Consider the following 25801-nt stretch of genomic DNA (forward strand, 5'->3'; position numbering starts at 1 on the left):
GATCGCTCTTCGGTGCTGTGGCGTTACAGATCCTGACGGATCCGTGGAGCCTTCGCGGTCTTACTTGACCTCGACCGAGGCGCCGGCGCCCTTGAGGGACTCGGCGGCCTTCTCGGCGGCGTCCTTGGCGACCTTCTCGAGGACGGGCTTCGGGGCGCCGTCCACGAGGTCCTTGGCCTCCTTCAGACCCAGGGAGGTCAGCTCGCGCACGACCTTGATGACCTGGATCTTCTTGTCGCCGGCACCGGTGAGGATGACGTCGAACTCGTCCTTCTCCTCGGCGGCCTCGGCCGGGGCGGCCGGGCCGGCCGGGCCGGCGACGGCGACGGCCGCGGCGGCGGTGACGTCGAACTTCTCCTCGAAGGCCTTCACGAACTCGGAGAGCTCGATGAGGGTCATCTCCTCGAACTGGGCGAGCAGGTCGTCCTGGCTGAGCTTCGCCATGATGGCGGTCCTTCCACTAATTCGGCAGGTGCCGGATGTACGGGGTGAGGCGGGCGTACGTCGGGCCCGCGTCGACCCTCACCTCATGCGGTTCATGCGGCGAGGATCGGAAAGCGAGCCGAATTACTCGGCACCGCCCTGCTCGTCCTGCTTGGCACGGAGCGCGTCCACGGTGCGGACGAGCTTCGAGGGAAGCGCCTGGAAGAGCTGCGCAGTCTGGGACTGCTTGCCCTTGAAGGCACCCGCCAGCTTGGAGAGCAGAACCTCGCGGGACTCGAGGTCCGCAAGCTTCTTGATCTCGTCGGCGGTCATCGCCTTGCCGTCAAGGACACCGCCCTTGATGACGAGATTCGGGTTGTCCTTGGAGAAGTCGCGCAGACCCTTCGCCGACTCCACCGGGTCACCGGTGACGAAGGCGACGGCCGTCGGACCAGCGAAGAGCTGGTCGTCGAGCGTGATCCCGGCCTCGTTGGCCGCAATCTTGGTCAGCGTGTTCTTCACCACGGCGTACTGGGCGTTCTCACCGAGCGACCGGCGCAGCGTCTTGAGCTGCGCCACGGTGAGACCGCGGTACTCGGTCAGCACAGCGGCGTTGGAGCTGCGGAACTTGTCCGTCAGCTCGGCAACCGCGGCAGCCTTTTCGGGCGTCGCCATAGAGCCTCGGCCTCCTTCCGGGTGATTCGGACCGCGCGGACCCGAAGGAGGACTGGGGAATACGAAACGCCCCGGCGCAGGCGCACGGGGCGTGGCTCGACCGTCGGTCACACGCACGAGGCGCGGACTGAAGGGAGCTCATCCACAGTCACCTGCGCGGGTCGTCCGCAGTTCAGCGGATCCTTCGGCCACCGTGACTCTCGCGAGCACACGGCAACGACCAGCGGTCTTTGGCTTCTGGGAGAGCGTACGTGAACGGGGCAGTGTCAAGCAAATCCACCCGTACGGCGACTCAGCCCTGCTGGGACTCCTGCATCATCTCGGCCAGGTCGACGGTGTCCTTGGCGGGCGGGGCGGTGACCTTCACGGGCTCGTTGACCCCGAGGAAGGTGATGGTCATGTCCAGCGGGCCCTTGTCGGCGTCGCCGCGCATGCGGAACTGCTTGGTCTGGTCGTCGCCGTCGACCCACATGTCCATCGTGAGCTTGTCGAGGCCCATCTTCTCGTACTGCTCAAGGCTCTTCTGGCGCTTCTCCCGGGTGGCCGCGCCCTCGTCCCCGATGGACTTCTCCAGGTCGGCGAGAGTGACCGTGCCCTTGTAGTGGGTGGTCTTCACACCGTCGACGGTCTCGGTGCCGACCTTCTCCACGTCCTTGGCGCCGGTGAGGAAGGTGGACTCGGTCGCCGGGTTCTTGTCCGCCTGGGAGGCGCCGCCGAGTTGGTTCAGCTCCTTGTCGGCGCCCAGCGCGGCCAGATCGAACTTGATCCAGCTCTTGCCGTCCATCTCCTTGGCCGCCTCGGCGCCACCGCCGATGTACATGGCCTTGTCGACGAGCCGGATCTCCCCCTTGGCGTCGGCGCCCTGGTCGAGTGCCGTCATCTTCATGCTCATGGCGAGCGTGGGCTTGATCTGCATCTCGGCCTCGGCCTTGATCCGGCCCTCCTCCGGGGTCCGTCCGGTCATGCGGTAGCGGAGGGAATCGATCTCCTCCGTGTTCTTCGCCGCCTTGGCGACGGCCGCCGCCGGAGTCATCTTCGGGGACTCCTCGGCCCCGTCACCCTTGGAGCAGCCCACCGCGCCGGCGGCGAGCAGCAGCGCGGCCAGCCCGGCACCCACGGGCATGCGCACGGAATTCTTCATGGAGTCCCCCCACGGAACACAGAAAGAAACAGCATTTACACAGCAGGACGCGAGCGTACCCAAGACGGTTCGAACGGTCTTGTGAATTCTGTGGATCAGCCGCTCTCCTGCGCCTTCAGCAGCTCCCTGAAGTCCGCCGTGTCGGCGGCCGGAGGACGCTCGGCGGAGACGGCGACGCCGTAGTCGCTGTAGTACGCGGTCTGGCTCAGCTCCCCGGTCTCCGTCCGCCCCCGCTCGACCTTCTTCACCAGCAGATCGCGGTCGTCGACCCAGATGTCGACGGTCTGCTCGGTGGCGCCGCCGACCGTGCCGGTCCAGTGCGTGGTGCGCCGGCCGCGGGTCGTCTCCTCCCCGACCCTGCGTACGTCGTCGGAGGCGATCAGCTGCTTCACCGCCTGGTGGGGCGTGGTCTTGCGCATCTGGTCCGCGAAACCGGCGCCCGTGCCGCCGCCGAGGCCCTCCAGGTCGGCGTAGACGTACTTGATCCAGTGTCTGCCGCCCACCTGGTCGGCGAACTCGTCGCCCATCCTGGCGTAGTAGGCGTCGGGCAGGTACCGGGCCTCCATGGCGGTGGTGCCGAGCCGGCGCATGGTCTCGGCGGTCGTCCCGCCGGTGTACGTGATCGTCAGCGTGCCGGTGAGGCCGTCGCGCCAGCCGAGGGCGCCGACGGCCTCCAGGGACAGCTCGCGCCCCATGACGGTCGTGGACTCGACCCTCGCCGAGCCCGCCCGTCCGGTGGCCCGCTCAACGGAGCGAAGCGACCGCGTCGACGGGTCGGTGGCGTCGGTGGCGTCGGTCGGCCCGTCGGCCGAGGTGCAGGCGGTGACGCACGCCAGCGCGGCCGTCACCGCGATCGAGGCGACCGTACGGCGTGCCGTCGTGCCCGTCATGCGCCCACCCCTTGTCCCCGTGTGCCCCCGCGCGCGATTCCGCGCTGCCCGCACGCTAACCCAGCGCCGCGACACCCGTACGGGAAAAGGGAACGGGCCCCGCACCTCGGAAGGTGCGGGGCCCGTGAACCGGTTGGGCGAGCCGTGGGCTCAGACCGCCGCCGGGTCCTCCTCGACGAGGAGGTTCCGGGTGCGGTTGGAGTCGATCTGAATGCCGGGGCCCATCGTGGTGCTGATGGCGGCCTTCTTGATGTAACGGCCCTTGGCCGCGGACGGCTTCAGACGGAGGATCTCCTCCAGCGCCGCGGCGTAGTTCTCCACCAGCTTGGTGTCGTCGAAGGACGACTTGCCGATGATGAAGTGCAGGTTCGAGTGCTTGTCGACGCGGAACTCGATCTTGCCGCCCTTGATCTCGGTCACGGCCTTGGCCACGTCCGGGGTCACGGTGCCGGTCTTCGGGTTCGGCATCAGACCACGCGGGCCGAGGACGCGGCCGAGGCGGCCGACCTTGCCCATGAGGTCCGGGGTGGCGACGACGGCGTCGAAGTCCAGACGGCCCTTCGACACCTCGTCGATCAGTTCGTCGGAGCCGACGATGTCGGCGCCCGCGGCGGTCGCGGCCTCGGCACGGTCACCGGTCGCGAAGACCAGGACCCGGGCGGTCTTACCGGTGCCGTGCGGGAGGTTCACGGTGCCACGGACCATCTGGTCGGCCTTGCGCGGGTCGACACCCAGGCGGAAGGCGACCTCGACGGTGCCGTCGAACTTGGTCGTGGAGGTCTCCTTGGCGAGACGGACGGCCTCGAGCGGGGCGTAGAGCTTGTCCCGGTCGATCTTGGCGTCCGCAGCGCGGAGAGACTTGCTGCGCTTGCTCACTACTGCTCCTGTTGCTTCTTAGGAGTCGTGGTCCGGGCCGAGCAGGCCCCGCCACTTCTGCTTGCTTACGGAGGTGGAGGTCAGCCCTCGACCGTGACGCCCATGGAACGCGCGGTACCGGCGATGATCTTCTCCGCCTGGTCCAGGTCGTTGGCGTTGAGGTCGGGCATCTTGGTGGTGGCGATCTCACGGACCTGGTCACGCGTGATCTTCGCGACCTTGGTCTTGTGCGGCTCGCCGGAGCCCTTCTCCACGCCCGCGGCCTTGAGGATCATCTTGGCGGCCGGCGGCGTCTTGGTGATGAAGGTGAAGGAGCGGTCCTCGTAGACCGTGATCTCCACCGGGATGACCCAGCCACGCTGCGACTCGGTCGCGGCGTTGTAGGCCTTGCAGAACTCCATGATGTTGACGCCGTGCTGACCCAGCGCGGGGCCGACCGGCGGGGCCGGGTTCGCGGCACCGGCCTGGATCTGGAGCTTGATGAGCCCCGTGACCTTCTTCTTCTTGGGAGGCATAGCTCTCCGGGTCCTTTCGATTCGGGTCCTGCCCGCATCCGGGGGCGACCCGGACACAGGCATACCGCACAACGATAACGGGTATGGATGTGCGGCCAAAACCGAGCAGGTCAGGCACCCGCTCACGCGGGTGCCTGACCTGCTCGGAAGCAGTACGTCCAGAGAAGTACCGGCGAGAGGTACTAGTTCTTCTGGATCTGGTCGAAGCTCAGCTCGACCGGGGTCTCGCGGCCGAAGATCTCGACGAGGCCCTTGACCTTCTTCGAGTCTGCGTTGATCTCGTTGATCGTGGCCTGCAGCGTCGCGAACGGGCCGTCGGTGACGGTGACCGAGTCGCCGACCTCGAAGTCCAGCACCTGGACCTCGACCTTGCGCTGCGGCGCCGGCTTGCCCTCGGCCTCGGCGGCCTCGCGGGCGGCCTTCTCCTCGGCCTCCGGGGCGAGCATCTTGACGATCTCGTCCAGCGTCAGCGGGTACGGGTCGTAGGCGTTGCCGACGAAGCCGGTGACGCCGGGGGTGTTGCGGACGACACCCCAGGACTCGTTGGTCAGGTCCATGCGGACGAGGACGTAGCCGGGCAGCTTGTTCTGCCGGATCGTCTTGCGGTCGCCGTTCTTGATCTGGACGACCTCTTCCTGCGGCACCTCGGCCTGGAAGATGTAGTCCTCGACGTTGAGCGAGACGGCGCGCTGCTCGAGGTTGGTCTTCACGCGGTTCTCGTAACCGGCGTACGTGTGGATCACGTACCACTCGCCGGGCAGGACGCGCAGCTCCTGGCGGAGCTTCTCGATCGGGTCGATCTCGGGCTCGGGCTCCGCGGCCTCGGCGGTCTCCGCGTCGGCGTCCTCGGCCTCCGCGTCCTCGCCCGCCTGCTCGGCGGTCTCTTCCTGGGCCTCGGCGGTCTCGTCCGCGTCCGCGACGACGGCGTCGTCGGCAGCCTCGGCCTCGGCGGAGGCCTCGGTGTCCTCGTTGTCGGCGCCCTCGACGATGCCGGGCTCGTCCTCGACGGACTCGACCGGCTCGATGGCGTCGTTCACGTTCGGGTCAGACACGGTGGCTGCTTCTTCCTGGATACATAGGGGTGGAACACGCGAAAGGGGCGCCGGGTACCTCGGCGCCCTTCGCTCTCGACTCAGCCGAAGACGTACTTGGCGGCGTGAGAGAAGCCATAGTCAATCAAAGTCACCAGACCGATCATGATGACCACGAAGATGATCACGACGGTGGTGTACGTCGTCAGCTGGTTGCGGGTCGGCCAGACAACCTTGCGCAGCTCCGCGACGATCTGGCGGTAGAAGAGCGCGAGGCGCTTCAGCGGGCCCTTCTTGGCGCGCTTGCCACCCTTGCGCGACTTCTTGGAGTCCGGCGCCTCGTCCTGGGCATCAGGCATGTCGATGGAGCCCACGGCGTCCGTCACTCGTCCTCACCTGATTCCGGGTCGTGGCCGTGCCGCGCCCGGTTGGAGCCGCACGGCGGTGCATTGCTGTACGTACATGCGCACACATCCTGGCGAAGGTGTGTGTAGCAGGGCCGGAGGGACTTGAACCCCCAACCGCTGGTTTTGGAGACCAGTGCTCTACCAATTGAGCTACGACCCTTTGTGTGTCCCCCAACGTACCGCATCCGCCCGGGTGCTTGGAGTGCACCGGATGATCGCGGGCCGCTGAAGGCCAACGAGGTGAGAGTGTACGTGCTCCCGGGCCGGGCGTCGAACAGAAAGCACATCCGGACTGATGTTCAGGGCTTGACCCGCTCCTGCCCAGTCCGTGAAACCGCTGTGCCGGGGAGGTTTCCGGTCTGAAACGATGGGGTCATGAGCGCTGCAACCCCTCCCACCGAGCGCCGGGTCTCCGCCCGAGTCGGCGCGATCTCCGAGTCCGCCACCCTCGCCGTGGACGCCAAGGCCAAGGCCCTCAAGGCCGCCGGGCGACCGGTGATCGGCTTCGGCGCCGGTGAGCCCGACTTCCCGACGCCGGACTACATCGTCGAGGCCGCGATCGAGGCCTGCAAGAACCCGAAGTTCCACCGCTACACGCCGGCCGGCGGCCTGCCCGAGCTGAAGGCCGCGATCGCCGCGAAGACGCTGCGCGACTCCGGCTACGAGGTCGACCCGTCGCAGATCCTGGTCACCAACGGCGGCAAGCAGGCGATCTACGAGGCCTTCGCCGCGATCCTCGACCCGGGCGACGAGGTCATCGTCCCGGCGCCGTACTGGACGACGTACCCGGAGTCGATCCGGCTGGCCGGCGGTGTCCCCGTCGAGGTCGTCGCCGACGAGACGACCGGTTACCGGGTGAGCGTGGAGCAGCTGGAGGCCGCGCGCACCAAGAAGACGAAGGTCGTCCTCTTCGTGTCGCCGTCGAACCCGACGGGTGCCGTGTACAGCGAGGCCGAGACCGAGGCGATCGGCCAGTGGGCCGTCGAGCACGGTCTGTGGGTGCTGACCGACGAGATCTACGAGCACCTCGTCTACGGCGACGCCTTCTCCGTGTCCATGCCCGCGCTGCTGCCCGAGCTGCGCGACAAGTGCATCGTGGTCAACGGTGTCGCGAAGACGTACGCGATGACCGGCTGGCGGGTCGGGTGGGTCATCGGCCCGAAGGACGTCGTCAAGGCCGCGACGAACCTCCAGTCGCACGCCACGTCCAACGTGTCCAACGTGGCCCAGGCGGCGGCGATCGCCGCGGTCTCCGGCGACCTGGACGCCGTGGCGAAGATGCGGGAGGCCTTCGACCGGCGCCGTCAGACCATCGTGCGGATGCTCAACGAGATCGACGGCGTGCTGTGCCCGGAGCCCAAGGGCGCGTTCTACGCGTACCCGTCGGTGAAGGCGCTCCTCGGCAAGGAGATCCGCGGCAAGCGTCCGCAGGACACGGTCGAGCTGGCCGCGCTGATCCTGGAGGAGGCGGAGGTCGCGGTGGTGCCCGGCGAGGCGTTCGGCACGCCCGGGTACCTGCGGCTGTCGTACGCGCTCGGGGACGAGGACCTCGTCGAGGGCGTGAGCCGGATCCAGAAGCTGCTGGCGGAGGCGCGGGACTGACCGCCGCTCCTTGAGCAGGGCCACACCTCGACGTCGAGGTGTGGCCCTGTTTCTTTGTGCGAGCAAGACCACGTACGGGGAAAGTGCTGTCGGGCCGGGCGTGTCGTGCGGCAGGATCACGGAATGGAGCGTGTACGTGATGTCTCTGAACTGCCGAAAGCCCATCTCCACCTGCACTTCACCGGGTCGATGCGGCCCGCGACCCTGCTGGAACTGGCCGACAAGCACGGCGTGCGTCTGCCCGAGACGCTGACCGAGGCGCTGGGCCGCGGGGAGTCCCCGAAGCTGCGGGCGACGGACGAGCGGGGCTGGTTCCGCTTCCAGCGGCTGTACGACGCGGCGCGATCATGCCTCCAGGAACCGGAGGACATCCAGCGGCTGGTCCGCGAGGCCGCGGAGGAGGACCTGCGGGACGGGTCGGGGTGGCTGGAGATCCAGGTGGACCCGACGTCGTACGCGCCGCGGCTGGGCGGGCTGATTCCGGCGCTGGAGATCATCCTGGACGCGGTGGAGACGACCGTGCGGGACACCGGGATCGGGATGCGGGTGCTGGTCGCCGCGAACCGGATGAAGCATCCGCTGGACGCGCGGACGCTGGCCCGGCTCGCGGTGCGGTACGCGGACCGGGGCGTGGTCGGGTTCGGGCTGTCCAACGACGAGCGGCGGGGCATGGCCCGGGACTTCGACCGGGCCTTCGCGATCGCGCGGGACGGGGGGCTGCTGTCCGCACCGCACGGGGGCGAGCTGACCGGGCCGCTGTCCGTGCGGGACTGCCTGGACGACCTGGAGGCCGACCGGATCGGGCACGGGGTGCGGGCGGCGGAGGACCCCCGGCTGATGAAGCGGCTGGCGGACCGGCAGGTGACGTGCGAGGTGTGTCCGGCGTCGAATGTCGCCCTGGGCGTGTACGAGAAGCCCGAGGACGTGCCGCTGCGGACCCTGTTCGAGGCGGGGGTGCCGATGGCGCTGGGCGCGGACGATCCGCTGCTGTTCGGGGCGCGGCTGGCCGCCCAGTACGAGATCGCACGGGACCACCACGGGTTCACGGACGCTGAACTGGCGGAACTGGCACGCCAGTCGGTGCGGGGGTCGGCGGCACCGGAGGATGTGAAGGGGAGGCTGCTGGCGGGGGTGGACGACTGGCTGACCGAGTAACCGAGTAGAGGTCGTCTCGCGTTCGGTGGTGGTGTGGTCGGGGCTCGTCCCACCCGGTGGTGTGGTCGGGCTCGTCCCGCCCGGCTGCGGGCGGTCGCGCCTCTCCCGGTGCCGGAACGGCCCGGAGCCGAGAGTGGGGGCAACCCGTAGCGCCGTAGCGCCGGGTGGCCGCGCGTCCCAACCCCGCGCCGGGCGACAGTTCAGCAGATCCCCGCGAGCAGTGTCCGGGCCAGTCGCCGCGCGAAGTCGTCCACCGGTGGGCGGACGCCGCTCCGCGTCGCGTCGTACGCGAACGCCCGCTGCGAGCAGGCGCCCAGCAGGAGCGACGCGGCGGCGAAGGTGTCCGCGTCGGCGCGGACGCGCCCTGCGGCCTGCTCGGTGCGCAGGTAGGCGTCGAGGCCCTCGATCGGCAGGTGCGGCCCGGTGCCGAGCTCCCGCATCGCGTCGTCGTGCCGCCGCTTGAGCTGCGTCTGGGCGTACAGCGAGGCGGCGATCGGGAAGCTCTGCTCGTAGAAGAGCGCGGCCTGACGGGTGATCTCCGTGAGGTTCTCCTCCAGGGAGGCACGGCCCGGCTCCGCGGCGAGGCCGTGCAGCAAGGGCGTCAGCCGCGGCAGCCGTTCGGACAGGACGCGGATGAAGAGCTCTTCCTTGCTCGCGAAGTGCTTGTACAGCGCGGCCTCGGAGCAGCCGGCTCCCTTGGCGATCTCCTTGGTGGTGGCGCGGGCCAGCCCGACGGTCAGCATCAGCTCGTGGGCGGCGTCCAGGATGCGTTCCCGGGCCGGCTTGGCGGACGGCATGGCTGCTCCAGCGGGGCTTGACGTGTGGGTGAGTACTTACTCACCCTAGAGGAAGACGCGGTGAGTGAGTATTCACCCACCGGGTCCCTCATCAGAGCGCAGCCACGCCGCCGTGCGGAACGGAGTACGCCATGAAGCTCACCGTCTTCGGTGCCACCGGAGGCATCGGCCAGGAAGTCGTCCGGCAGGCACTCGACGCCGGCCACCAGGTCACGGCCGTCGTACGGGACCCGGCGCGGCTGTCCGTCACCGGCGAGCGCCTGGAGGTGTTCCGCGCGGACCTGAGCGACCCGGCAGCGGTGCGGCCGGCGGTGGCCGGGCGGGACGCCGTGCTGTCCGGGCTCGGCGCACGTCGCCGCGCCGACGCCGGGATCGCGACCAGGCTGACCCGGACGGTACTCGGCGCGATGGAGGCAGAGGGCGTGCGCAGGCTGCTGGTCGTCAGTGCCGCCCCGGTCGGGCCCGAGCCGCAGGACGCCGGACTGCTGGACCGGGGCGTGCGCGGCGTCGTCTCCGCCGTCCTCAAGGGCATCTACGCCGATCTGCGCGCCATGGAGGCCGAACTGGCGCGCAGTGCCACCGACTGGACGGTCGTCCGGCCGCCGCGGCTGCAGGACAAGCCGGTGTCCGGCCGGTACCGGACGGTGGTCGGCGGCTTCCCGCCCAAGGGCCGTCTCATGGGCCGCGCCGACGTCGCCCACGCGATGCTCGCGATGACCGGGGACGCGGGGACCGTGAAGCAGGGGGTGGGTATGGCGTACTGATGCCCTGACTTCGGGCTTCGGGCTTCGGGCTCCGGGCTCCGGCTTCGGGCTCCGGCTTCGGGCTCCGTCTCCGGGCTCCGTCTCCGACTTCGGCGGCGGGCTCGGCTTCGGGCTCCGTCTCCGACTTCGGCGGCGGGCTCGGCTTCGGGCTCCGTCTCCGACTTCGGCGGCGGGCTCGGCTTCGGCTTCGGCTTCGGCTTCGGCTTCGGCTTCGGCTTCGGCTTCGGCTTCGGCTAGAGGCTGACGCCGACCGTCACCGGTTCGTTGACCAGTGTGACGCCGAAGGCCTCGCGGACTCCGGCGACGACCTCGCGGGCCAGGGCGAGCAGGTCCTCCGTGGTCGCGTCGCCGCGGTTGGTGAGGGCGAGGGTGTGCTTGGTGGAGATGCGGGCGGACCCGGTGCCGTAGCCCTTGGTGAAACCGGCCTTGTCGATCAGCCAGGCCGCGGAGGTCTTGATGCGGCCCTCCCCGGCCGGGAAGGCGGGCGGCTCGGCGCCGGTACCGAGGCGCTCGTCCACGCGCGCGCGGAACACGGCGAACTCCTCGTCCGTGAGGATCGGGTTGGTGAAGAACGACCCGGCCGACCAGGTGTCGTGGTCCTCGGGGTCCAGGACCATGCCCTTGCCGGCGCGCAGCTTCAACACGGTGTCACGGGCTTCGGCCAGCGGTACCCGCTCGCCGGGCTCTACGCCGAGGGCGCGGGCCGTCTCGGCGTAGCGGAGGGGCGCGGAGAGTCCGTCGGCATCCTCCAGCCCGAAGCGGACGCGCAGGACGACATACCGCTCGGGCTCGGCCTTGAAGCGGCTGTGGCGGTAGGAGAAGCCGCAGTCGCTGTTGGTGAGAGTGACCGTCTCGCCGGATCTGCGGTCGTACGCGATCACCTCGGTGATCGTCGAGGAGACCTCCTGGCCGTACGCGCCGACGTTCTGGATGGGCGTCGCGCCCGCCGAGCCGGGGATGCCGGCCAGGCACTCGACGCCGGCGAGTCCGGCCTCGACGGTGCGGGCGACGGCGTCGGTCCAGATCTCCCCGGCCGCCAGCTCCAGGGTCGTGCCGTCGAGGGACACGCCGCGTGTGGCGATGTGCAGGGCGGTGCCGTCGAAGCCCTTGTCGCCGATGACCAGGTTGGATCCGCCGCCGATGAGCAGCAGGGGCGTGCCGGTGTCGTCGGCCTCGCGGACAGCGGCGATCACCTCGGCGTCGGTCGTGGCCGTGACCAGCCGGGTCGCCGGTCCTCCCAGCCGGAAGGTGGTCAGCGGGGCGAGGGGGGCGTCGTGGAGTTCCTGCACGCGCTCAAGACTACGAGACGGCACTGACAGCCCCGAGCAGCGGGAAACGCCCCGACCGTCCGGCCGGGGCGTTTCCTGTCCTCCTGTCCGTCCGCACCCGGCCCTCGGCTCAGGCGCTCTCGTGCCTCCGCCCAGCTGGTGCTCGTGCGTCGCTTCGCACTTGTCGTGCGGTCAGCGGGAGGCCGTTTCCCCGGTCGTGACGAGCGCGGGTTCGGCTGTCGGTGCCGGTCCGGCCCCGGGCCCGTCGGTGGACGCCTGGTCGTCCCGGCGGCGGGCCGGGATCATGAGCGCCGCGAAGCCTCCGAGGGCCACCACGCCGGCACCCGCCGCGACCGCGGGCCGCAGCCCGTCGACGAAGGACTGCCCCGACTCGTAACCGCCCTGCGCCGCGAAGATCGAGCCCATGATCGCGATGCCGAGCGCACCGCCCACCTCACGCAGGGCGTTGTTCGCGCCCGACGCGATGCCCTGCTCCTTCGGGACGACGCTGGACATCACCAGGGCGGAGGCGGGAGCGAAGAACAGGGCCATGCCGATTCCGCTGATGATCAGACCGGGCAGCTGGACGGCGTAGGAGGCGTCGGCCGTGATCACGGAGGCGAGGTAGCCGAGGCCCGCCGCCTGGAGGAAGAGTCCGGCGGCGACGACCGGGCGCCCTCCGATCCGGTCCGAGAGGATGCCGGCGATCGGAGCGACCAGCATCGGCATCCCCGTCCAGGGCAGCATGCGCAGGCCCGCCTCGGTGGGCGAGTAGCCGAGGACGCCCTGCATGTACTGGCTGAGCAGGAAGATCGAACCGAACATCCCCAGGAACATCAGCAGGCTCGCGGCGCTGATGCCGGAGAAGGCGCGGGAGCGGAAGAGCCTCATGGGCAGCATGGGGTTCTTGTGGTTGATGCCGTGATGGACGAAGCCGACCAGCAGCGCGGCACCGGCGAACAGGGCGGTCAGCACCACGGGGCCGTCCCAGCCGTCCACGGGTCCGCGGACCAGGCCGTAGACGATGCCGAAGAGTCCGCCGCTGGCGAGCAGGGTGCCGCGGAGGTCGAGCGGGGCGCCGGTGCCGTAGGACTCGGCGAGGCGAAGGCGGGCGAGCGGTAGCACGGCCAGACCCAGCGGAACGTTCAGCCAGAAGATCCACTGCCAGGAGATGTGCTCGGTGAGGCTGCCGCCGACCAGCGGACCGGAGGCCACGGCGAGCCCGTTGACGGCGCCCCAGATCCCGTACGCCATTCCGCGCCGTTCGGCGGGCACGGCGGCCGTCAGCAGGGTCAGCGTCAGCGGCATCATGATCGCCGCGCCGACGCCCTGGACCGCGCGGGCGGCGATGAGCGAGTCGATGCCGGGCGCCAGGGCCGCGGCGGCGGAGGCAGCGGTGAAGACGGTGAGGCCGACCACGAAGAGCCTGCGGCGGCCGAAGCGGTCACCGAGGGCCGCGCCGAACATCAGCAGCACCGCGAAGGTGAGCGTGTAGGCACTCACCGTCCATTCCAGGTCGTGCAGCGCTCCGCCCAGATCCTCCCGGATGGCGGGCAGGGCGGTGGTGACGACGAGATTGTCCAGTGCCGCCATGAAACCGGCGACGCTGGTGATGACGAGGGCCCAGCCTGCTCCCCCACGACGTGCGCTTTGCTGCGACATCTCTCCCCCAGAGGGTGTCCACTGATTGCGATCGATTTGATTAGTGATTACTAACTAACTTGCTGGGACATACGGAAGCGCCCACCCGAGCACGCCCTGCGCACCCGCACGCACCCGTGCGCTCCTACGCGTCCTCCCCGTCCCGCCTGACTTGCGCCGAGACGTGGAGACCGTCCCAGATCCGGTGTCCGGGCGGGAAGCCCATGCCCGCCAGGGCGTTGATGAGCATTCCGTACGCCATGAACGCCGTCGTCTCGGCGACGTCGCCACCAAGGGGCAGACGTACGGCCTCCCAGAGATCCAGCCAGCCCCTGCGGACCATCTCACCGAACTCGTGATCCCCCTCCGCCTCCGCCGCCGCGACCGTGACGTACACCTGCAACTGCATCTGGAGCCGCTCGGGCTGCTCGTCGATCAGTCGCGTGTACGCCGCGGCCATGGCCTGCAGGGCCTCTTCGCCGTGCAGGCCCTCGGACGCCACCTCGAAGACCCGGCGCGTGTCCTGCAGGCAGCGTTCCGCCGCCGCGAGGAAGATCGCTTTCTTGCCCGGGAAGAGCCGGAAGAGATACGGCTGGGAGACTCCCACCCGCTTGGCGATGGTGTCCGTGGACGTGCCGTAGTAGCCACCCCGGGCGAACTCGCTCGTCGCCGCGCGGATGACACTCTCGCGCCGCTCCTCTGCACTCATCCTGACCATGAAAGTAAGTTAGTACTCAATCACTAACTGGGTCAAGAGGACACCTGGTCCTCAGTCGGGTGGGACGTCGTAGATCAGGTGCGTCGCGGTCGATGTCCGGGTCACGCTGCGCTGCACGAGCGTGCGCGGCGCTCCGCCGGTGAACAGCGGCGTCCCGGCGCCCAGCACTACGGGTGCGAGGTGCAGCGACAGGCCGTCGACCAGCCCGGCGTCGAGCGCCGAGCCGATCGTGGCACCGCCGCCCATGAGGACGACGTCGAGGTCCTTGCCGCTGTCCGACGACGCCGCCTCGGCGCGCTCCCGCGCGGCGGTGAGGGCGTCGGGCAGACCGGTGGTGACGAACGTCCAGTCGAGGTGGGCGAGTCGCACCGACTCCGGCCGCGAGCTCGTCACGACGACGAACGCGGGCTTGCCGACCTCGCCGGCGCCATAGCCGGACGTGTCGTCCCAGCCGTACGGCCCGTCGACCACGTCGAAGAGCCGGCGGCCGAGGACGACGGCACCCGAGCGTGCGGTCGCCTCGCGCAGGATCCGACGGTCGTCGGGGTCGTCGGAGAACGCCCAGGTGTGCAGGGCCTCCCCGCCGGCGCCCAGACCGCTGTCCGGGCCGGGGTCGGGCCCGGTGACGAAACCGTCGAGGGAGACCGAGATGTCAGCGATGATTCGGGTCATACAGAACAGACCCGATCCGCCCCCCGGACTCATCGCTCAGGCATGAAACGGGTGCCGGACGGGCCCCGGCCCGCCTCCGTCGCCTCCCAGCAGCCCCGGCATGCCCCCCGGGAGGCCGGGCCCACCGGGGCAGGCCGGGCTTACCGGGGACGAGGACCGGCCGCTCGGTCTCAGGCGAGTCGTACGACCGCCCGGGACATGCCGAGGACCTTCTGGCCGGCGCTGGTGGCCGTGAGGTCGATGCGGACGGTGTTGTCGTCGAGCTTGGCCGCGACCTTGCCGCTGACCTCGATCACGGCACCGTGGTCGTCGTTCGGGACCACGACGGGCCTGGTGAACCGGACGCCGTACTCCACGACCGCGCCCGGGTCGCCGATCCAGTCGGTGACCACGCGGATCGCCTCGGCCATCGTGAACATGCCGTGCGCGATGACGTCCGGCAGACCGACCTCCTTGGCGAACTTCTCGTTCCAGTGGATCGGGTTGAAGTCGCCGGAGGCACCCGCGTACCGCACGAGAGTGGCGCGGTTCACAGGGAAACTCCGCGCGGGCAGTTCGGTGCCGACCTCGACGTCGCTGTAAGCGACCTTCGCCGTCATGGGATGCTCACGCCTCCTCGGCCGCGCGGGCCACGAGCTTGGTCCAGGCGGTCACGACGTGCTCGCCGGCCTCGTCGTGGACCTCGCCGCGGATGTCCAGGATATCGTTGCCCGCCATCGACTTGATCGCCTCGATGGTCGAGGTCACCGTGAGCCGGTCACCGGCCCGCACCGGACGGACGTACGCGAACTTCTGGTCGCCGTGCACCACCCGGCTGTAGTCCAGGCCGAGCTGCGGGTCCTCGATGACCCGACCGGCCGCCTTGAACGTGATCGAGAACACGAAGGTCGGCGGAGCGATCACATCCGGATGGCCGAGCGCCTTCGCGGCCTCCGTGTCCGTGTACGCCGGATTGGCGTCACCCACCGCCTCCGCGAACTCGCGGATCTTCTCCCGGCCCACCTCGTAGGGCTCGGTGGGCGGATAGGTCCGCCCCACGAACGACTGGTCGAGCGCCATGGGCTCGCAACCTCCTGCTGCTCTGTGCGGCTGTGGGTGCCGTCTCGGGTACCGCTGAACCAAACGACACGAGGCCGCCCCCAAACCTCGGGGACGGCCTCGTGTACGAGCCTGTTTCTATCGCGTTTCGCGGTGCGCGGTGTGCGCGTTGCAACGCGGGCAGTGCTTCTTCATCTCCAGTCGGTCCGGGTTGTTACGCCGGTTCTTCTTGGTGATGTAGTTCCGCTCCTTGCACTCCACGCAGGCCAGCGTGATCTTCGGGCGGACGTCGGTGGCAGCCACGTGAGTGCACTCCTTGACGAACGGATTGATGGTATTAACGCAAGAAAGAGTAGCCGATTGAAGGACCGACCCCGCAATCGGCTACTGAAAGTAGCGGTGACCGGACTTGAACCGGTGACACAGCGATTATGAGCCGCTTGCTCTACCGACTGAGCTACACCGCTGTGATGCGATCGGGCCCCGCCTTGCGACGGGAACCTCTCACACCAGAGCCCCAAAACGGAATCGAACCGTTGACCTTCTCCTTACCATGGAGACGCTCTGCCGACTGAGCTATTGGGGCGAGCGATGAAGACATTACACGGTCGCCCGCCGTTCGCCCAAATCCGTTTCGCCGCCCCTGCCCCGACCCGTCCCCCGCCCCGTCTCCGGGACCGTCGGCCTTCCCGCACGCACGCCCAGGGGACCTCCAGCGGTGCTCCATCGGTGCTCCAACGGGGCCTCCCTCTGGGCCTCCCTCTGGGCCTCCCTCTGGGCCTCCACCGAGGCCTCCAGCAGGACCTCGGCACTGTGGACCGCGCCGGTACGACTATTGCGCTCCTCCGCGCCACGGACTGATCACCGTCCTAGGCTCGACCCACTCTGCGTGATCTTGCGTCCCCCACTGCGCAGTCCCGAGCCCAGAGGAGCGCGATGCCCGACAGCCAGCCGCAGCCGCCCCACTCGCCCTCTCCCTCGGGCTCCGCCGACCGCGGCTCGCTCCTGCTGTCCGGGGCGCGGCTCACCGACGGCCGGACCGTGGACGTACGACTGCGCGGTGGGCGCATCGAGGCGGTCGGCACGGCCGGCAGCCTGACGGCGGCCCGCGCACCCGGCCCCGGCACCCGCGTGGACCTCACCGGCTACCTGCTCCTCCCCGCCCCCGCCGACCCCCACGTCCACGGCGACACGGCGCTGACGGCCGACGCCCCCGGCCCCGTCTCCTACGACCCCCAGGACGTCCAGCGCCGGGCCACCGAGGCCGCCCTGCTCCAGCTGGGACACGGGGCGACCGCGCTGCGGGCACACGTGCGCGTGGGCGACGTCGCCGGGCTGGGCGCGCTGACCGCCGTACTGCGGGCGCGGCGCTCGCTGCGCGGGCTGGCAGAGCTGACCGCGGTGGCGATGCCGAGAGTGCTGACCGGGGTGGCCGGGGCGGACGGGCTGGCGATGCTGCGGGACGCGGTCAAGATGGGCGCGGACGTGGTGGGCGGGTGCCCGGACCTGGATCCCGATCCGACCGGGTACGTGGAGGCGGCCCTGGAGGTCGCCGCCGAGCACGGCTGCCCGGTCGACCTGCACACGGACGCCGCCGACCCGGCACGGCTGGCCCGGATGGCGGCGATGGCGGGCGGGCTGCGCCCCGGAGTGACCCTCGGCCCCTGCGACGGGCTGGGTCGGCTGCCCGCGGACGCGGCCTCCCAGGCCGCCGACCGGCTCGCGGCGGCCGGGGTGACGGTGGTGTGCCTGCCGCAGGGCGCCTGCGGTGGCGTCGACCGCCGCGACGGCACCGCTCCGGTACGGCTGTTGCGCGCGGCCGGGGTACGGGTGGCCGCCGGGAGCGGTGCGCTGCGGGACGTGTCCAACCCGGTCGGGCGCGGTGACCCCCTGGAGGCGGCCTACCTGCTGGCCGCGTGCCACGGGCTGCGCCCCGAGGACGCGTACGACGCGGTGAGCGCGGCGGCGCGGGCGGCCCTGGGGCTGCCCGAGGTACGGGTCGAGGCGGGCTTCCCGGCCGAACTCCTCGCGGTACGCGGGGACCGGCTGGCGGGGGCGCTGTCGCTGGCGTACAGCCGGATCGTGGTGCACCAGGGGCGCGTTGTGTCACGGACCAGCGCTGTACGGGAGTACGGCGACTCGACGACCGCGACGGACCTGGGGCTGCCGCGGCAGGGGCGCGGGGGGCCTGCGGGGCATGCGGGGCGCGGGGAGGCCTCCTGATGGAGCGCGACGCGCGTCCGGTGGGATGCGGCCGAAGTCCGATGGGGTGCGACCGAAGTCGTGCGGCGCGGGCGGCCGTCGGGGCGTACGGTCGAAGACATGCGCATTGTCATCGCTGGTGGTCATGGTCAGATCGCGCTGCGGCTGGAGCGCTTGCTCGCCGCGCGTGGTGACGAGGTGGCGGGCATCATCCGCAAGGCCGAGCAGGCCGACGATCTGCGTGCGGCCGGTGCCGAACCGGTCGTGCTCGACCTGGAGTCGGCCTCGGTCGACGAGGTCGCGGAGCGGCTGCGGGGCGCGGACGCGGCGGTCTTCGCGGCGGGCGCGGGCCCGGGCAGCGGAGCGGCCCGCAAGGACACGGTGGACAAGGCGGCGGCGGTCCTCTTCGCGGACGCGGCGGTCCGGGCGGGCGTACGGCGCTTCGTCGTCGTGTCCTCCATGGGCGCCGACCCGAGTCACCAGGGGGACGAGATCTTCGACGTCTACCAGCGCGCCAAGGGCGAGGCCGACGCGTACGTGCGCTCGCTGGGCGAGCTGGACTGGACGATCCTGCGCCCCGGCGCACTGACGGACGACGCCGGTACCGGCCTCGTACGCCTGGAGGCACACACCGGCCGGGGCCCGGTCCCGCGCGACGACGTGGCCGCCGTACTGGCGGAACTGGTCGACACCCCGGCCACGAACGGCCTGACCCTGGAGCTGATCAGCGGTTCCACGCCCGTGTCGGTGGCGGTGAAGTCGGTGGCCGGGAACTGAGGGCGCGGGGCGCGTGGGGCGCGAGAGGCGCGCCTCGGCACGCACTGTCAGAACAGCGGCAACTGCCCGGGAAAGTCGGGGACGGCGTACCCGTCCAGGGACGGCTGCACCGCTCCGAGATGCGCCGTGCGACGCGACCCCGGGCAGGAGACGAGCTCGCCGCTCTCCCGCGTCCCGGGCGGGTCGTGACGCGCGTACCGCCCCGCGACGACGGCGATCTCGCGACGGCACTCGGGGCAGGTTCTGCGACGGGAGGACGAGACCATGTCACCAGTCTGCCCGCAGCGCGAGCCCTCTCTCGGGCCGGCACATGACGAAGACCCCGTGACCTGCCGTTTGGACAGGTCACGGGGTCTTTCATTCCCGTGTGGCGGCGCCAGGATTCGAACCTGGGAAGGCTGAGCCGGCAGATTTACAGTCTGCTCCCTTTGGCCGCTCGGGCACACCGCCGGGGTTCGCTGCCCGTCGAACCGCTTTTCGGCGGTGCTCCGTGGCAACGACGTAAACAATACCTGATGTGGAGGGGTGCTTCGCCACCCGATTGATCGCCGCTCGGGGGGCGGCGGGTGGCTAGGCTGGTCCGGATGCGGCCGAGGCCCCCTGCGGGGCCCGCCGGCCGCCGTTGTACGCCGGTACGGAGCCGATACGCGGCCCGACACGCACCCAGATACAAGGAGCCACAGGACATGGCCGACTCCAGTTTCGACATCGTCTCGAAGGTCGAGCGGCAGGAGGTCGACAACGCCCTCAACCAGGCCGCCAAGGAGATCTCGCAGCGCTACGACTTCAAGGGCGTGGGCGCCTCGATCTCCTGGTCCGGGGAGAAGATCCTCATGGAGGCCAACTCCGAGGACCGGGTGAACGCTGTCCTCGACGTCTTCCAGTCCAAGCTGATCAAGCGCGGCATCTCGCTGAAGGCTCTGGACGCGGGCGAGCCCCAGCTCTCCGGCAAGGAGTACAAGATCTTCGCGTCGATCGAGGAGGGTATTTCCCAGGAGAACGCGAAGAAGGTGGCCAAGCTCATCCGCGACGAGGGCCCCAAGGGCGTGAAGGCCCAGGTGCAAGGCGAGGAACTGCGGGTCAGCTCCAAGAGCCGGGACGACCTGCAGACCGTGATCGCCCTGCTGAAGGGCCAGGACTTCGACTTCGCTCTGCAGTTCGTGAACTACCGGTGACCTGCTGAGCCGACGACACGACTGAGCCGACGATGCGACGACGCGTTGGACGCCTCCTGCGGACGATGAGGGTGGGCACCGTACGGTGCCCACCCTCATCGTCCGCCGTTCATCCGCGGGCCGTGGTCCCACCGCGTTCAGTCGCGCGAGTTGCCGAACAGGAGCCGGTAGGCGACCAGAAGCACCAGGGAACCGCCTATCGCCGCCGCCCAAGTGGCGCCGTCATAGAAGTCCTTGCTGACCGGGTGGTCCAGCCAGCGGGCCGATATCCAGCCGCCGATGAACGCCCCCGCGATGCCGATGACGGTCGTGCCGACGAGCCCTCCCGGGTCGCGGCCCGGCAGCAGGAATTTGGCGATGGCTCCGGCCAACAGTCCGAGGATGATCCAGCCGATAACGGTCATGCCGTGAACCTGCCCTTTCTCCTGTGCCCGCGCTGTCCCAGTGCTGTGGGCTCGTTCCTCCGCGCGTGTTCATGCCCTCTTGGTGGGAAGACGTTCCGATCGCGCCCGGTGGTTGCGCTGATCAGTAGGGGTGCGACCCATCACACCTGCGGGTTCGCAGCTCCGACGCTCCCTCGACGTCGGCGACGCCGAGGTCGTGTGGGCTGGATTCGATGAGCGGCGCCGGGGTCTTCGCGGCCCTGGCGATCACGGCCCGCGCGGCCGGGGCGGCGCTACTGCTCAGCGGGCACCTGCTGGCCGTATCGCCTCTCAGGACGCTCGTTCGGATGTTGTGCCCGTCGTCGTGAGCCTACTCGTCGCGCGTATGGGGAAGTCGGTCCACGAGGCCAGCTCAAGCCCACCGTTGGCCTCCTCGTACCAGCCCGTGCCGTCGACCCAGGCGCGCAGCCAGTCCGGGAGGCTCGGGGCGTCGATGAACCAGGCCTGGTCGGCGTTGCCGGGGTTGGGCTCGAAGAGCAGGACGGTGGCCTGCGGGGAGCGGCAGTCCACGCACGCGTACATCGCGCAGCCCCAGTGGGATATCGGGAGGACTCCCTCGGGCCAGGGCCAGTCGGGGTCTTTCCGTCCTTCCTCCCGGTTGGCGAGGTACTGGGAGACCGCGGCGGGCTCGCCGGAAGGCGGGCTGTCGAGCAGGGGCAACAAGCCGTACTCGGGGCCGAACCCGCCGTCTCCTATCCGCAGGTAGAGCTCGGCGAGCAGCGGAGGCAGGGAGAAGCCCAGGGCGGCCTCGGCGCGGGCGGGCGTCGCCTCGTCGACGGGCTCGGGCAGGGAAGCCCAGCCCCACGGACGGGTGTTGCGTGCCTTGGCGGCCACCCGTGCCAGCAACTGCTCGATCTCGGTCATGGGTTCATGATGCAGGTCGCCACTGACAACCGAGCGGGCCTGTGGACAACTTTGGGCTGTGGAGAACAGGGCTCCTACCAGCCGGCCCGCTGCGTGGTGCCGGTGGCCGTGAACGGCTGGTCCGTCCGCACGATCTCGCGCCCCATCGGGAGCAGCGAGACAGGGATCAGCTTGAAGTTGGCGATGCCGAGCGGAATGCCGATGATCGTGACGCACAGCGCGATGCCGGTGACGATGTGGCCGATGGCAAGCCACCAGCCGGCGAGGATCAGCCAGAGCACGTTGCCGATGCAGGAGGGTGCCCCCGCGTCGCGGCGCTCCACGGCCGTATACCCGAAGGGCCACAGAGCGTAGACACCGATGCGGAAGGCCGCGATGCCGAACGGTATGCCGATGATCGTGATGCAGAGCAGCGCGCCCGCGACCAGGTAGCCGAGGAACAGCCAGAAGCCGCTGAGCACGAGCCAAATGACGTTGAGGATGGTCTTCACTGCTGACGACCTGCCATCTTTTCGAGTCGGGCGATTCGCTCCGCCATCGGCGGGTGGGTGGAGAACATCTTCGAGAGCCCCTGTCCCGGCCGGAAGGGGTTCGCGATCATCATGTGGCTGGCGGTCTCGATCCGGGGCTCCGGGGGCAGCGGGAGCTGCTTCGTGCCCATCTCGAGCTTGCGCAGGGCGCCGGCGAGGGCGATCGGGTCACCGGTGAGCTGGGCGCCGGAGGCGTCGGCCTCGTACTCCCTGGAGCGGCTGATCGCCAGTTGGATGACGGTGGCGGCGAGCGGACCGAGGATCATGATGAGGAGCATGCCCAGCAGACCGGGTCCGTCATCGTCGTTGGAGCGTCCGATGGGGATCAGCCAGGCGAAGTTGACCAGGAACATGATCACGGAGGCCAGTGCGCCGGCGACGGAGGAGATCAGGATGTCGCGGTTGTAGACGTGGCTGAGTTCGTGTCCGATGACGCCGCGCAGTTCCCGCTCGTCGAGCAGGCGCATGATGCCCTCGGTGCAGCACACGGCCGCGTTGCGCGGGTTGCGGCCGGTCGCGAAGGCGTTCGGTGCCTCCGTCGGCGAGATGTACAGGCGGGGCATGGGCTGGCGGGCCTGGGTGGAGAGCTCGCGGACCATGCGGTACAGCGCCGGGGCCTCGAACTCGCTGACCGGGCGGGCGCGCATCGCGCGCAGTGCGAGCTTGTCGCTGTTCCAGTACGCGTACGCGTTCGTGCCCAGGGCGATGAGGACGGCGACGACGAGCCCCGCTCGGCCGAAGAAGCTGCCGATGACGATGATGAGCGCGGACAGTCCCCCGAGGAGTACTGCGGTCCTGAGCCCGTTGTGCCGGCGGTGCACGGTACGCCCTCCAAGTGGTGCAGCAGGGGAACCCTTTGCTTGCTGGTGTCGCTCGCTGTGGTTGCTTCCTGGTCTCCGACGCCACCGGTGCCGTGGCATCACGTCCAGTGGACCCTTCTGTACTGGTCAACGCCAGGCGAGAGCCACCAGTTCCCTGGCGCCCACGGCAGCGCGCTTGGTCCGAACGGGTGACGGCCGCGGCGGGCGACGCGCGCGCGTGGAGGCCGGGTGCCGCACGCGCGCGTGCCCGAAGCGGATGCCGCTCAGAAGAGTCCGGTGTCGGCGAAGCGCAGAATCAGCTGGGGTGCTCCCGAGAGGGCGACGGCGAGGACCGCGGTGACGGTGATCGCGGCCGTGAGGGGGGCGGGGACGCGGTGCTTCACGGTCGCGCCCTCGGGCGCCCGGAACAGCAGGGCCGTCCATTGGAGGTAGTAGAACAGCGCGATGACGACGTTGACGGCCATGACGACGGCCAGCCAACCGAGACCCGCGTCGACGGCCGCGGAGAAGACGGTGACCTTGGCGAAGAGGCCGATGATGCCGGGCGGCAGTCCGGCGAGGCAGAGCAGGAAGAACGCCAGGAGCAGGGCCGCCAGCGGGTTGGACGCGTACAGGCCGCGGTAGTCGGCGACGCGGTTGAGAGACTTCGTACGGCCCACCAGTGCGGCCACCGCGAAGGCGCCGAGGTTCACCGCGGCGTACATGAGGGCGTAGGCGACGGTGGAGCCGATGGAGCGTTCGGGGTCGTCGGAGTACGCGGCGGCGGCGATCGGGACGAGGAGGTAGCCCGCCTGGCCGACGGACGACCAGGCGAGCAGGCGTACCGCGCTGTACGCGCGCGTGGCCTGCTGGCGGAGGGCTCCGACGTTGCCGACGGTCATGGTGAGCGCGGCCAGTGCCGCGAGGGCCGGCCCCCAGACGTCGGCGTAGGACGGGAGGGCGATGACGGTGACGAGGATCAGGCCGGAGAAGCCGACCGCCTTGCCGATCACGGACAGGTAGGCCGCGATCGGCAGGGGCGCACCCACATAGGTGTCGGGCACCCAGAAGTGGAAGGGCACGGCGGCCGTCTTGAAGGCGAAGCCGACGAGGGTGAGGACGACGCCGGTCTGGGCGAGCGTGGTGAGCTGCCCGTCGACGTGCTGGATGCGTTCGGCCACCTGGGTGAGGTAGAGGGTGCCGGTGGAGGCGTACACGAAGCTGATGCCCATGAGGCTGACGGCGGTCGCGGTGACCGACGACAGGAAGAACTTCAGCGCCGCTTCGGAGGACCGTCGGTCACCCTGGCGTAGGCCCACCAGGGCGAAGGCGGGCAGCGAGGCGACCTCCAGGGCGACGATGAGGGTCGCGAGGTCGCGGGAGGCGGGCAGGAGCGCGGCGCCGGCCGCGGAGGAGAGCAGCAAGAACCAGAACTCGCCCTCCGGGAGCCCGCGGTCGGCGTCCTTCACGGCGGTGACCGAGAGCAGGGCGGTCACGAGGGCGCCGCCGAGGACCAGGAACTGGATGGCGAGGGTGAAGGTGTCCGCGGTGTAGCTGCAGACGTCGGCGTCGCCGGCCAGGCAGAACGTCGAGCGGTCGCCGTTCACCAGGGGCAGCAGCATGAGCGCGGCGGCGGCGAGTCCGGCGACCGACATCCAGCCGAGCAGCGACTTGCGGGCGTCCTTGACGAAGAGGTCGGTGACGAGGACGACGAGTCCGACGACGGCCGCGATGGTGGGCGGTGCGATGGCGAGCCAGTCGACGGACTGGACGAGGTTCTGGGCCAGTGGCGCCGCCACGACCTGGGCCGGGGAGCTCATCGGGTGCCTCCTGAGAGGAGCTGCTGCACGGCCGGGTCGGTCAGCCCGAGGAGGACCTTGGGCCAGAGTCCGGCGACGACGGTGAGGGCGACGAGCGGCGTCCAGGCGGCGAACTCGTACGTGTGCACGTCGGTGAGCTTCGGGGCTTCCTGCGATACGGCGCCCATGCAGACGCGGCGGACCACGATCAGCATGTACGCGGCTGTCAGCAGTGTGCCGAACGCGGCGACGGCCATGAAGGTGAGATAGGCGGGGCGACTGAGGTCGTCGTGGGGGTCGAAGGCGCCGAACAGGGCAAGCATCTCGCCCCAGAATCCGGCCAGTCCCGGCAGTCCGAGCGAGGCGACCGCGGCGAAGGCGAGCAGACCGCCGAGGCGCGGGGCCTTGCCGTACAGGGCGGCCCCGGTCTCCTCGGCGAGGGTGTCGAGGTCGGTGGTGCCGGTGCGGTCCTTGAGCGCGCCGACCACGAAGAAGAGCAGGCCGGTGATGAGACCGTGGGCGACGTTGGCGAACAGGGCGCCGTTCACGCCGGTCGGGGTCATCGTCGAGATGCCGAGCAGGACGAAGCCCATGTGGCCGACGGAGGAGTAGGCGATGAGGCGCTTGAGGTCGCCCTTCGCACCCCGTTTGGCGAGGGCCAGGCAGGCCAGGGAACCGTAGATGATGCCGACGACGGCGAACGCGGCGAGGTAGGGCGCGAAGGTCTGGAAACCGTCCGGTGCGGCCGGGAGGAGGATCCGGACGAATCCGTACGTACCCATCTTCAGCAGGACGCCCGCCAGCAGGACCGAACCGACGGTCGGCGCGGCGGTGTGGGCGTCGGGCAGCCAGCTGTGCAGCGGCCACATCGGGGTCTTGACCGCTAGCCCGATCCCGATCGCCAGAACGGCGATGACCTGCACGGATGTGGTCAGTGACCGGCCGTTGTCAGTGGCGAGTGCCACCATGTCGAATGTGCCCGCCGTGATTCCGATCAGGAGCAGGCCGAGCAGCATGACGACGGAGCCGAGGAGCGTGTAGAGGATGAACTTCCAGGCCGCCCCGGCCCGTCCCTCGCCGCCCCATCGGGCGATGAGGAAGTACATCGGGATGAGGACCATCTCGAAGGCGAGGAAGAACAGGATCAGGTCGAGGACGGCGAAGGTGGCGAGGGTGCCGGACTCCAGGACGAGCAGCAGCGCGACGAAGGCCTTCGGGCTCGGGCCCGCGGGCATCTTGAAGTACGAGTAGAGCGCGCAGAGGAACGTCAGCAGCGCGGTCAGGACCAGCAGGGGGAGGGAGATGCCGTCGATGCCGAGGTGGATGCGCACGTCGAGTGCGGGGATCCAGCTGATGTCCGTGCTGGCCTGCATCTTCGACGGGTGGTCGTGGTCGAAGCCGAGCACGAGGACGATCGCGGCGATGAGGACGGCGCCGGTGACGGTGACGCCGTGCCGGAGGACCGCTTGGTCGGGTGACTTCCCCTTCAGCCCGGGCGGGGCCGGCAGGAGAGCGGCGGCGGCGCCCAGGAGCGGGCCGACGACGATCAACGCCAGAAGGAACTGCATCACGGACTCGTTGATATCGATCACGCCTGC

At 69.9% G+C, this 25801-nt stretch carries 29 protein-coding genes and 4 tRNA genes; 6 read left to right on the forward strand and 27 right to left on the reverse strand.

The annotated features are described in order from the left end of the window. Nucleotides 1-60: 60 nt before the first annotated feature. The 9 genes from rplL to ACFW48_RS10565 form a co-directional block, all read right to left on the reverse strand. Nucleotides 61-444, reverse strand: a complete 384-nt coding sequence (gene rplL / locus ACFW48_RS10525) for a 50S ribosomal protein L7/L12 (protein ID WP_386312494.1) — start codon at nucleotides 442-444, stop codon at nucleotides 61-63. Nucleotides 445-567: 123 nt separating this feature from the next. After that, nucleotides 568-1098 carry a 50S ribosomal protein L10 gene (rplJ, locus tag ACFW48_RS10530; protein WP_386312497.1) on the reverse strand — a complete coding sequence of 177 codons (531 nt, stop codon included), beginning with the start codon at nucleotides 1096-1098 and terminating at the stop codon, nucleotides 568-570. 292 nt (nucleotides 1099-1390) lie between these two features. Further along, complete coding sequence (locus ACFW48_RS10535; protein WP_386312499.1) at nucleotides 1391-2239, reverse strand: DUF1396 domain-containing protein; 849 nt, start codon at nucleotides 2237-2239, stop codon at nucleotides 1391-1393. Nucleotides 2240-2334: 95 nt separating this feature from the next. Then, complete coding sequence (locus ACFW48_RS10540) at nucleotides 2335-3129, reverse strand: hypothetical protein (RefSeq protein ID WP_386312502.1); 795 nt, start codon at nucleotides 3127-3129, stop codon at nucleotides 2335-2337. 150 nt (nucleotides 3130-3279) lie between these two features. Further along, nucleotides 3280-4005 carry a 50S ribosomal protein L1 gene (gene rplA / locus ACFW48_RS10545; RefSeq protein ID WP_121748636.1) on the reverse strand — a complete coding sequence of 242 codons (726 nt, stop codon included), beginning with the start codon at nucleotides 4003-4005 and terminating at the stop codon, nucleotides 3280-3282. Nucleotides 4006-4085: 80 nt separating this feature from the next. Further along, nucleotides 4086-4520: a 50S ribosomal protein L11 gene (gene rplK / locus ACFW48_RS10550; protein WP_003974315.1), complete on the reverse strand. Its 435-nt coding sequence runs from the start codon at nucleotides 4518-4520 to the stop codon at nucleotides 4086-4088. A gap of 182 nt (nucleotides 4521-4702) precedes the next feature. After that, the gene (gene nusG / locus ACFW48_RS10555) at nucleotides 4703-5572 is read right to left on the reverse strand and encodes a transcription termination/antitermination protein NusG (RefSeq protein ID WP_386312505.1); all 870 of its coding nucleotides are present in this window, start codon (nucleotides 5570-5572) and stop codon (nucleotides 4703-4705) included. Nucleotides 5573-5652: 80 nt separating this feature from the next. Beyond that, nucleotides 5653-5937: a preprotein translocase subunit SecE gene (gene secE, locus ACFW48_RS10560; RefSeq protein WP_386312507.1), complete on the reverse strand. Its 285-nt coding sequence runs from the start codon at nucleotides 5935-5937 to the stop codon at nucleotides 5653-5655. A 108-nt stretch (nucleotides 5938-6045) separates the two neighbouring features. Further along, nucleotides 6046-6118 (reverse strand) — tRNA-Trp (locus tag ACFW48_RS10565). A 215-nt stretch (nucleotides 6119-6333) separates the two neighbouring features. Here ACFW48_RS10565 and ACFW48_RS10570 point away from each other — a divergent pair. Then, nucleotides 6334-7560, forward strand: coding sequence for a pyridoxal phosphate-dependent aminotransferase (locus ACFW48_RS10570; protein ID WP_386312509.1), 1227 nt, complete (start codon nucleotides 6334-6336; stop codon nucleotides 7558-7560). Nucleotides 7561-7683: 123 nt separating this feature from the next. Beyond that, nucleotides 7684-8715, forward strand: a complete 1032-nt coding sequence (locus ACFW48_RS10575; RefSeq protein WP_337304278.1) for an adenosine deaminase — start codon at nucleotides 7684-7686, stop codon at nucleotides 8713-8715. A 200-nt stretch (nucleotides 8716-8915) separates the two neighbouring features. Here the strand turns inward: ACFW48_RS10575 and ACFW48_RS10580 are convergent, their stop codons facing one another. Further along, entirely contained in the window at nucleotides 8916-9512 is a 597-nt protein-coding gene (locus tag ACFW48_RS10580; protein WP_386312512.1) for a TetR/AcrR family transcriptional regulator, read from the reverse strand. Between the two features lie 131 nt (nucleotides 9513-9643). Between ACFW48_RS10580 and ACFW48_RS10585 the strand changes: the two genes are divergently transcribed. Continuing rightward, complete coding sequence (locus ACFW48_RS10585) at nucleotides 9644-10276, forward strand: NAD(P)-dependent oxidoreductase (RefSeq protein WP_386312515.1); 633 nt, start codon at nucleotides 9644-9646, stop codon at nucleotides 10274-10276. Nucleotides 10277-10509: 233 nt separating this feature from the next. Here ACFW48_RS10585 and ACFW48_RS10590 read toward each other — a convergent pair whose 3' ends face one another. From ACFW48_RS10590 to ACFW48_RS10630, 9 genes are all read right to left on the reverse strand, one after another. Further along, nucleotides 10510-11565, reverse strand: a complete 1056-nt coding sequence (locus ACFW48_RS10590) for a UDP-N-acetylmuramate dehydrogenase (RefSeq protein WP_386312518.1) — start codon at nucleotides 11563-11565, stop codon at nucleotides 10510-10512. Nucleotides 11566-11736: 171 nt separating this feature from the next. After that, nucleotides 11737-13206 (reverse strand): MFS transporter, encoded by a 1470-nt coding sequence (locus tag ACFW48_RS10595; RefSeq protein ID WP_386312521.1) that lies wholly within the window; start codon nucleotides 13204-13206, stop codon nucleotides 11737-11739. A gap of 124 nt (nucleotides 13207-13330) precedes the next feature. Further along, nucleotides 13331-13903 carry a TetR/AcrR family transcriptional regulator gene (locus ACFW48_RS10600; protein WP_386312523.1) on the reverse strand — a complete coding sequence of 191 codons (573 nt, stop codon included), beginning with the start codon at nucleotides 13901-13903 and terminating at the stop codon, nucleotides 13331-13333. Nucleotides 13904-13954: 51 nt separating this feature from the next. Beyond that, the gene (locus ACFW48_RS10605; RefSeq protein ID WP_386312526.1) at nucleotides 13955-14575 is read right to left on the reverse strand and encodes a dihydrofolate reductase family protein; all 621 of its coding nucleotides are present in this window, start codon (nucleotides 14573-14575) and stop codon (nucleotides 13955-13957) included. A 170-nt stretch (nucleotides 14576-14745) separates the two neighbouring features. Further along, nucleotides 14746-15174 carry a MaoC family dehydratase gene (locus ACFW48_RS10610; protein WP_386312528.1) on the reverse strand — a complete coding sequence of 143 codons (429 nt, stop codon included), beginning with the start codon at nucleotides 15172-15174 and terminating at the stop codon, nucleotides 14746-14748. A 7-nt stretch (nucleotides 15175-15181) separates the two neighbouring features. Continuing rightward, nucleotides 15182-15634 carry a MaoC family dehydratase N-terminal domain-containing protein gene (locus ACFW48_RS10615; protein WP_383552243.1) on the reverse strand — a complete coding sequence of 151 codons (453 nt, stop codon included), beginning with the start codon at nucleotides 15632-15634 and terminating at the stop codon, nucleotides 15182-15184. A 117-nt stretch (nucleotides 15635-15751) separates the two neighbouring features. Then, nucleotides 15752-15916, reverse strand: a complete 165-nt coding sequence (rpmG, locus tag ACFW48_RS10620) for a 50S ribosomal protein L33 (RefSeq protein WP_003948671.1) — start codon at nucleotides 15914-15916, stop codon at nucleotides 15752-15754. A 91-nt stretch (nucleotides 15917-16007) separates the two neighbouring features. Beyond that, nucleotides 16008-16080: transfer RNA gene (locus ACFW48_RS10625), tRNA-Met, on the reverse strand. Between the two features lie 46 nt (nucleotides 16081-16126). Next, nucleotides 16127-16199 (reverse strand) — tRNA-Thr (locus tag ACFW48_RS10630). Between the two features lie 350 nt (nucleotides 16200-16549). On the opposite strand from ACFW48_RS10630, the gene ACFW48_RS10635 reads away from it, so the two are divergent. Together ACFW48_RS10635 and ACFW48_RS10640 are read left to right on the forward strand one after the other, a co-directional pair. After that, complete coding sequence (locus ACFW48_RS10635; protein WP_386312531.1) at nucleotides 16550-17836, forward strand: amidohydrolase family protein; 1287 nt, start codon at nucleotides 16550-16552, stop codon at nucleotides 17834-17836. Between the two features lie 99 nt (nucleotides 17837-17935). Continuing rightward, nucleotides 17936-18592: an SDR family oxidoreductase gene (locus ACFW48_RS10640; protein ID WP_386312534.1), complete on the forward strand. Its 657-nt coding sequence runs from the start codon at nucleotides 17936-17938 to the stop codon at nucleotides 18590-18592. 47 nt (nucleotides 18593-18639) lie between these two features. On the opposite strand, the gene ACFW48_RS10645 is transcribed toward ACFW48_RS10640, so the two are convergent. Both ACFW48_RS10645 and ACFW48_RS10650 read right to left on the reverse strand, forming a co-directional pair. Then, on the reverse strand, nucleotides 18640-18858 hold the full coding sequence (locus ACFW48_RS10645; RefSeq protein WP_386312537.1) for a hypothetical protein: 219 nt from the start codon (nucleotides 18856-18858) through the stop codon (nucleotides 18640-18642). Nucleotides 18859-18960: 102 nt separating this feature from the next. Further along, nucleotides 18961-19042, reverse strand: a tRNA-Tyr gene (locus tag ACFW48_RS10650). A gap of 236 nt (nucleotides 19043-19278) precedes the next feature. Here ACFW48_RS10650 and ACFW48_RS10655 point away from each other — a divergent pair. Beyond that, nucleotides 19279-19767 carry a YajQ family cyclic di-GMP-binding protein gene (locus ACFW48_RS10655; protein ID WP_386312539.1) on the forward strand — a complete coding sequence of 163 codons (489 nt, stop codon included), beginning with the start codon at nucleotides 19279-19281 and terminating at the stop codon, nucleotides 19765-19767. Between the two features lie 137 nt (nucleotides 19768-19904). Here ACFW48_RS10655 and ACFW48_RS10660 read toward each other — a convergent pair whose 3' ends face one another. The 6 genes from ACFW48_RS10660 to ACFW48_RS10685 all read right to left on the reverse strand — a co-directional run bounded on the left by ACFW48_RS10660 (nucleotide 19905) and on the right by ACFW48_RS10685 (nucleotide 25795). Further along, nucleotides 19905-20171 carry a GlsB/YeaQ/YmgE family stress response membrane protein gene (locus tag ACFW48_RS10660; RefSeq protein ID WP_386312542.1) on the reverse strand — a complete coding sequence of 89 codons (267 nt, stop codon included), beginning with the start codon at nucleotides 20169-20171 and terminating at the stop codon, nucleotides 19905-19907. Between the two features lie 309 nt (nucleotides 20172-20480). Beyond that, nucleotides 20481-21074 (reverse strand): SMI1/KNR4 family protein, encoded by a 594-nt coding sequence (locus ACFW48_RS10665; protein WP_386312545.1) that lies wholly within the window; start codon nucleotides 21072-21074, stop codon nucleotides 20481-20483. Nucleotides 21075-21148: 74 nt separating this feature from the next. Beyond that, complete coding sequence (locus tag ACFW48_RS10670; protein ID WP_386312548.1) at nucleotides 21149-21565, reverse strand: YccF domain-containing protein; 417 nt, start codon at nucleotides 21563-21565, stop codon at nucleotides 21149-21151. Then, the gene (htpX, locus tag ACFW48_RS10675; RefSeq protein ID WP_210957975.1) at nucleotides 21562-22425 is read right to left on the reverse strand and encodes a zinc metalloprotease HtpX; all 864 of its coding nucleotides are present in this window, start codon (nucleotides 22423-22425) and stop codon (nucleotides 21562-21564) included. The genes ACFW48_RS10670 and htpX overlap by 4 nt, the downstream gene beginning before the upstream one ends. Nucleotides 22426-22688: 263 nt before the next feature. After that, nucleotides 22689-24224: an NADH-quinone oxidoreductase subunit N gene (locus tag ACFW48_RS10680; protein ID WP_386312551.1), complete on the reverse strand. Its 1536-nt coding sequence runs from the start codon at nucleotides 24222-24224 to the stop codon at nucleotides 22689-22691. Beyond that, on the reverse strand, nucleotides 24221-25795 hold the full coding sequence (locus tag ACFW48_RS10685; RefSeq protein WP_386312553.1) for a NuoM family protein: 1575 nt from the start codon (nucleotides 25793-25795) through the stop codon (nucleotides 24221-24223). The genes ACFW48_RS10680 and ACFW48_RS10685 overlap by 4 nt, the downstream gene beginning before the upstream one ends. Nucleotides 25796-25801: the final 6 nt, after the last annotated feature.

Source organism: Streptomyces sp. NPDC058812, from assembly GCF_042744565.1.
Taxonomy (GTDB): Bacteria; Actinomycetota; Actinomycetes; order Streptomycetales; family Streptomycetaceae; genus Streptomyces; species Streptomyces thinghirensis.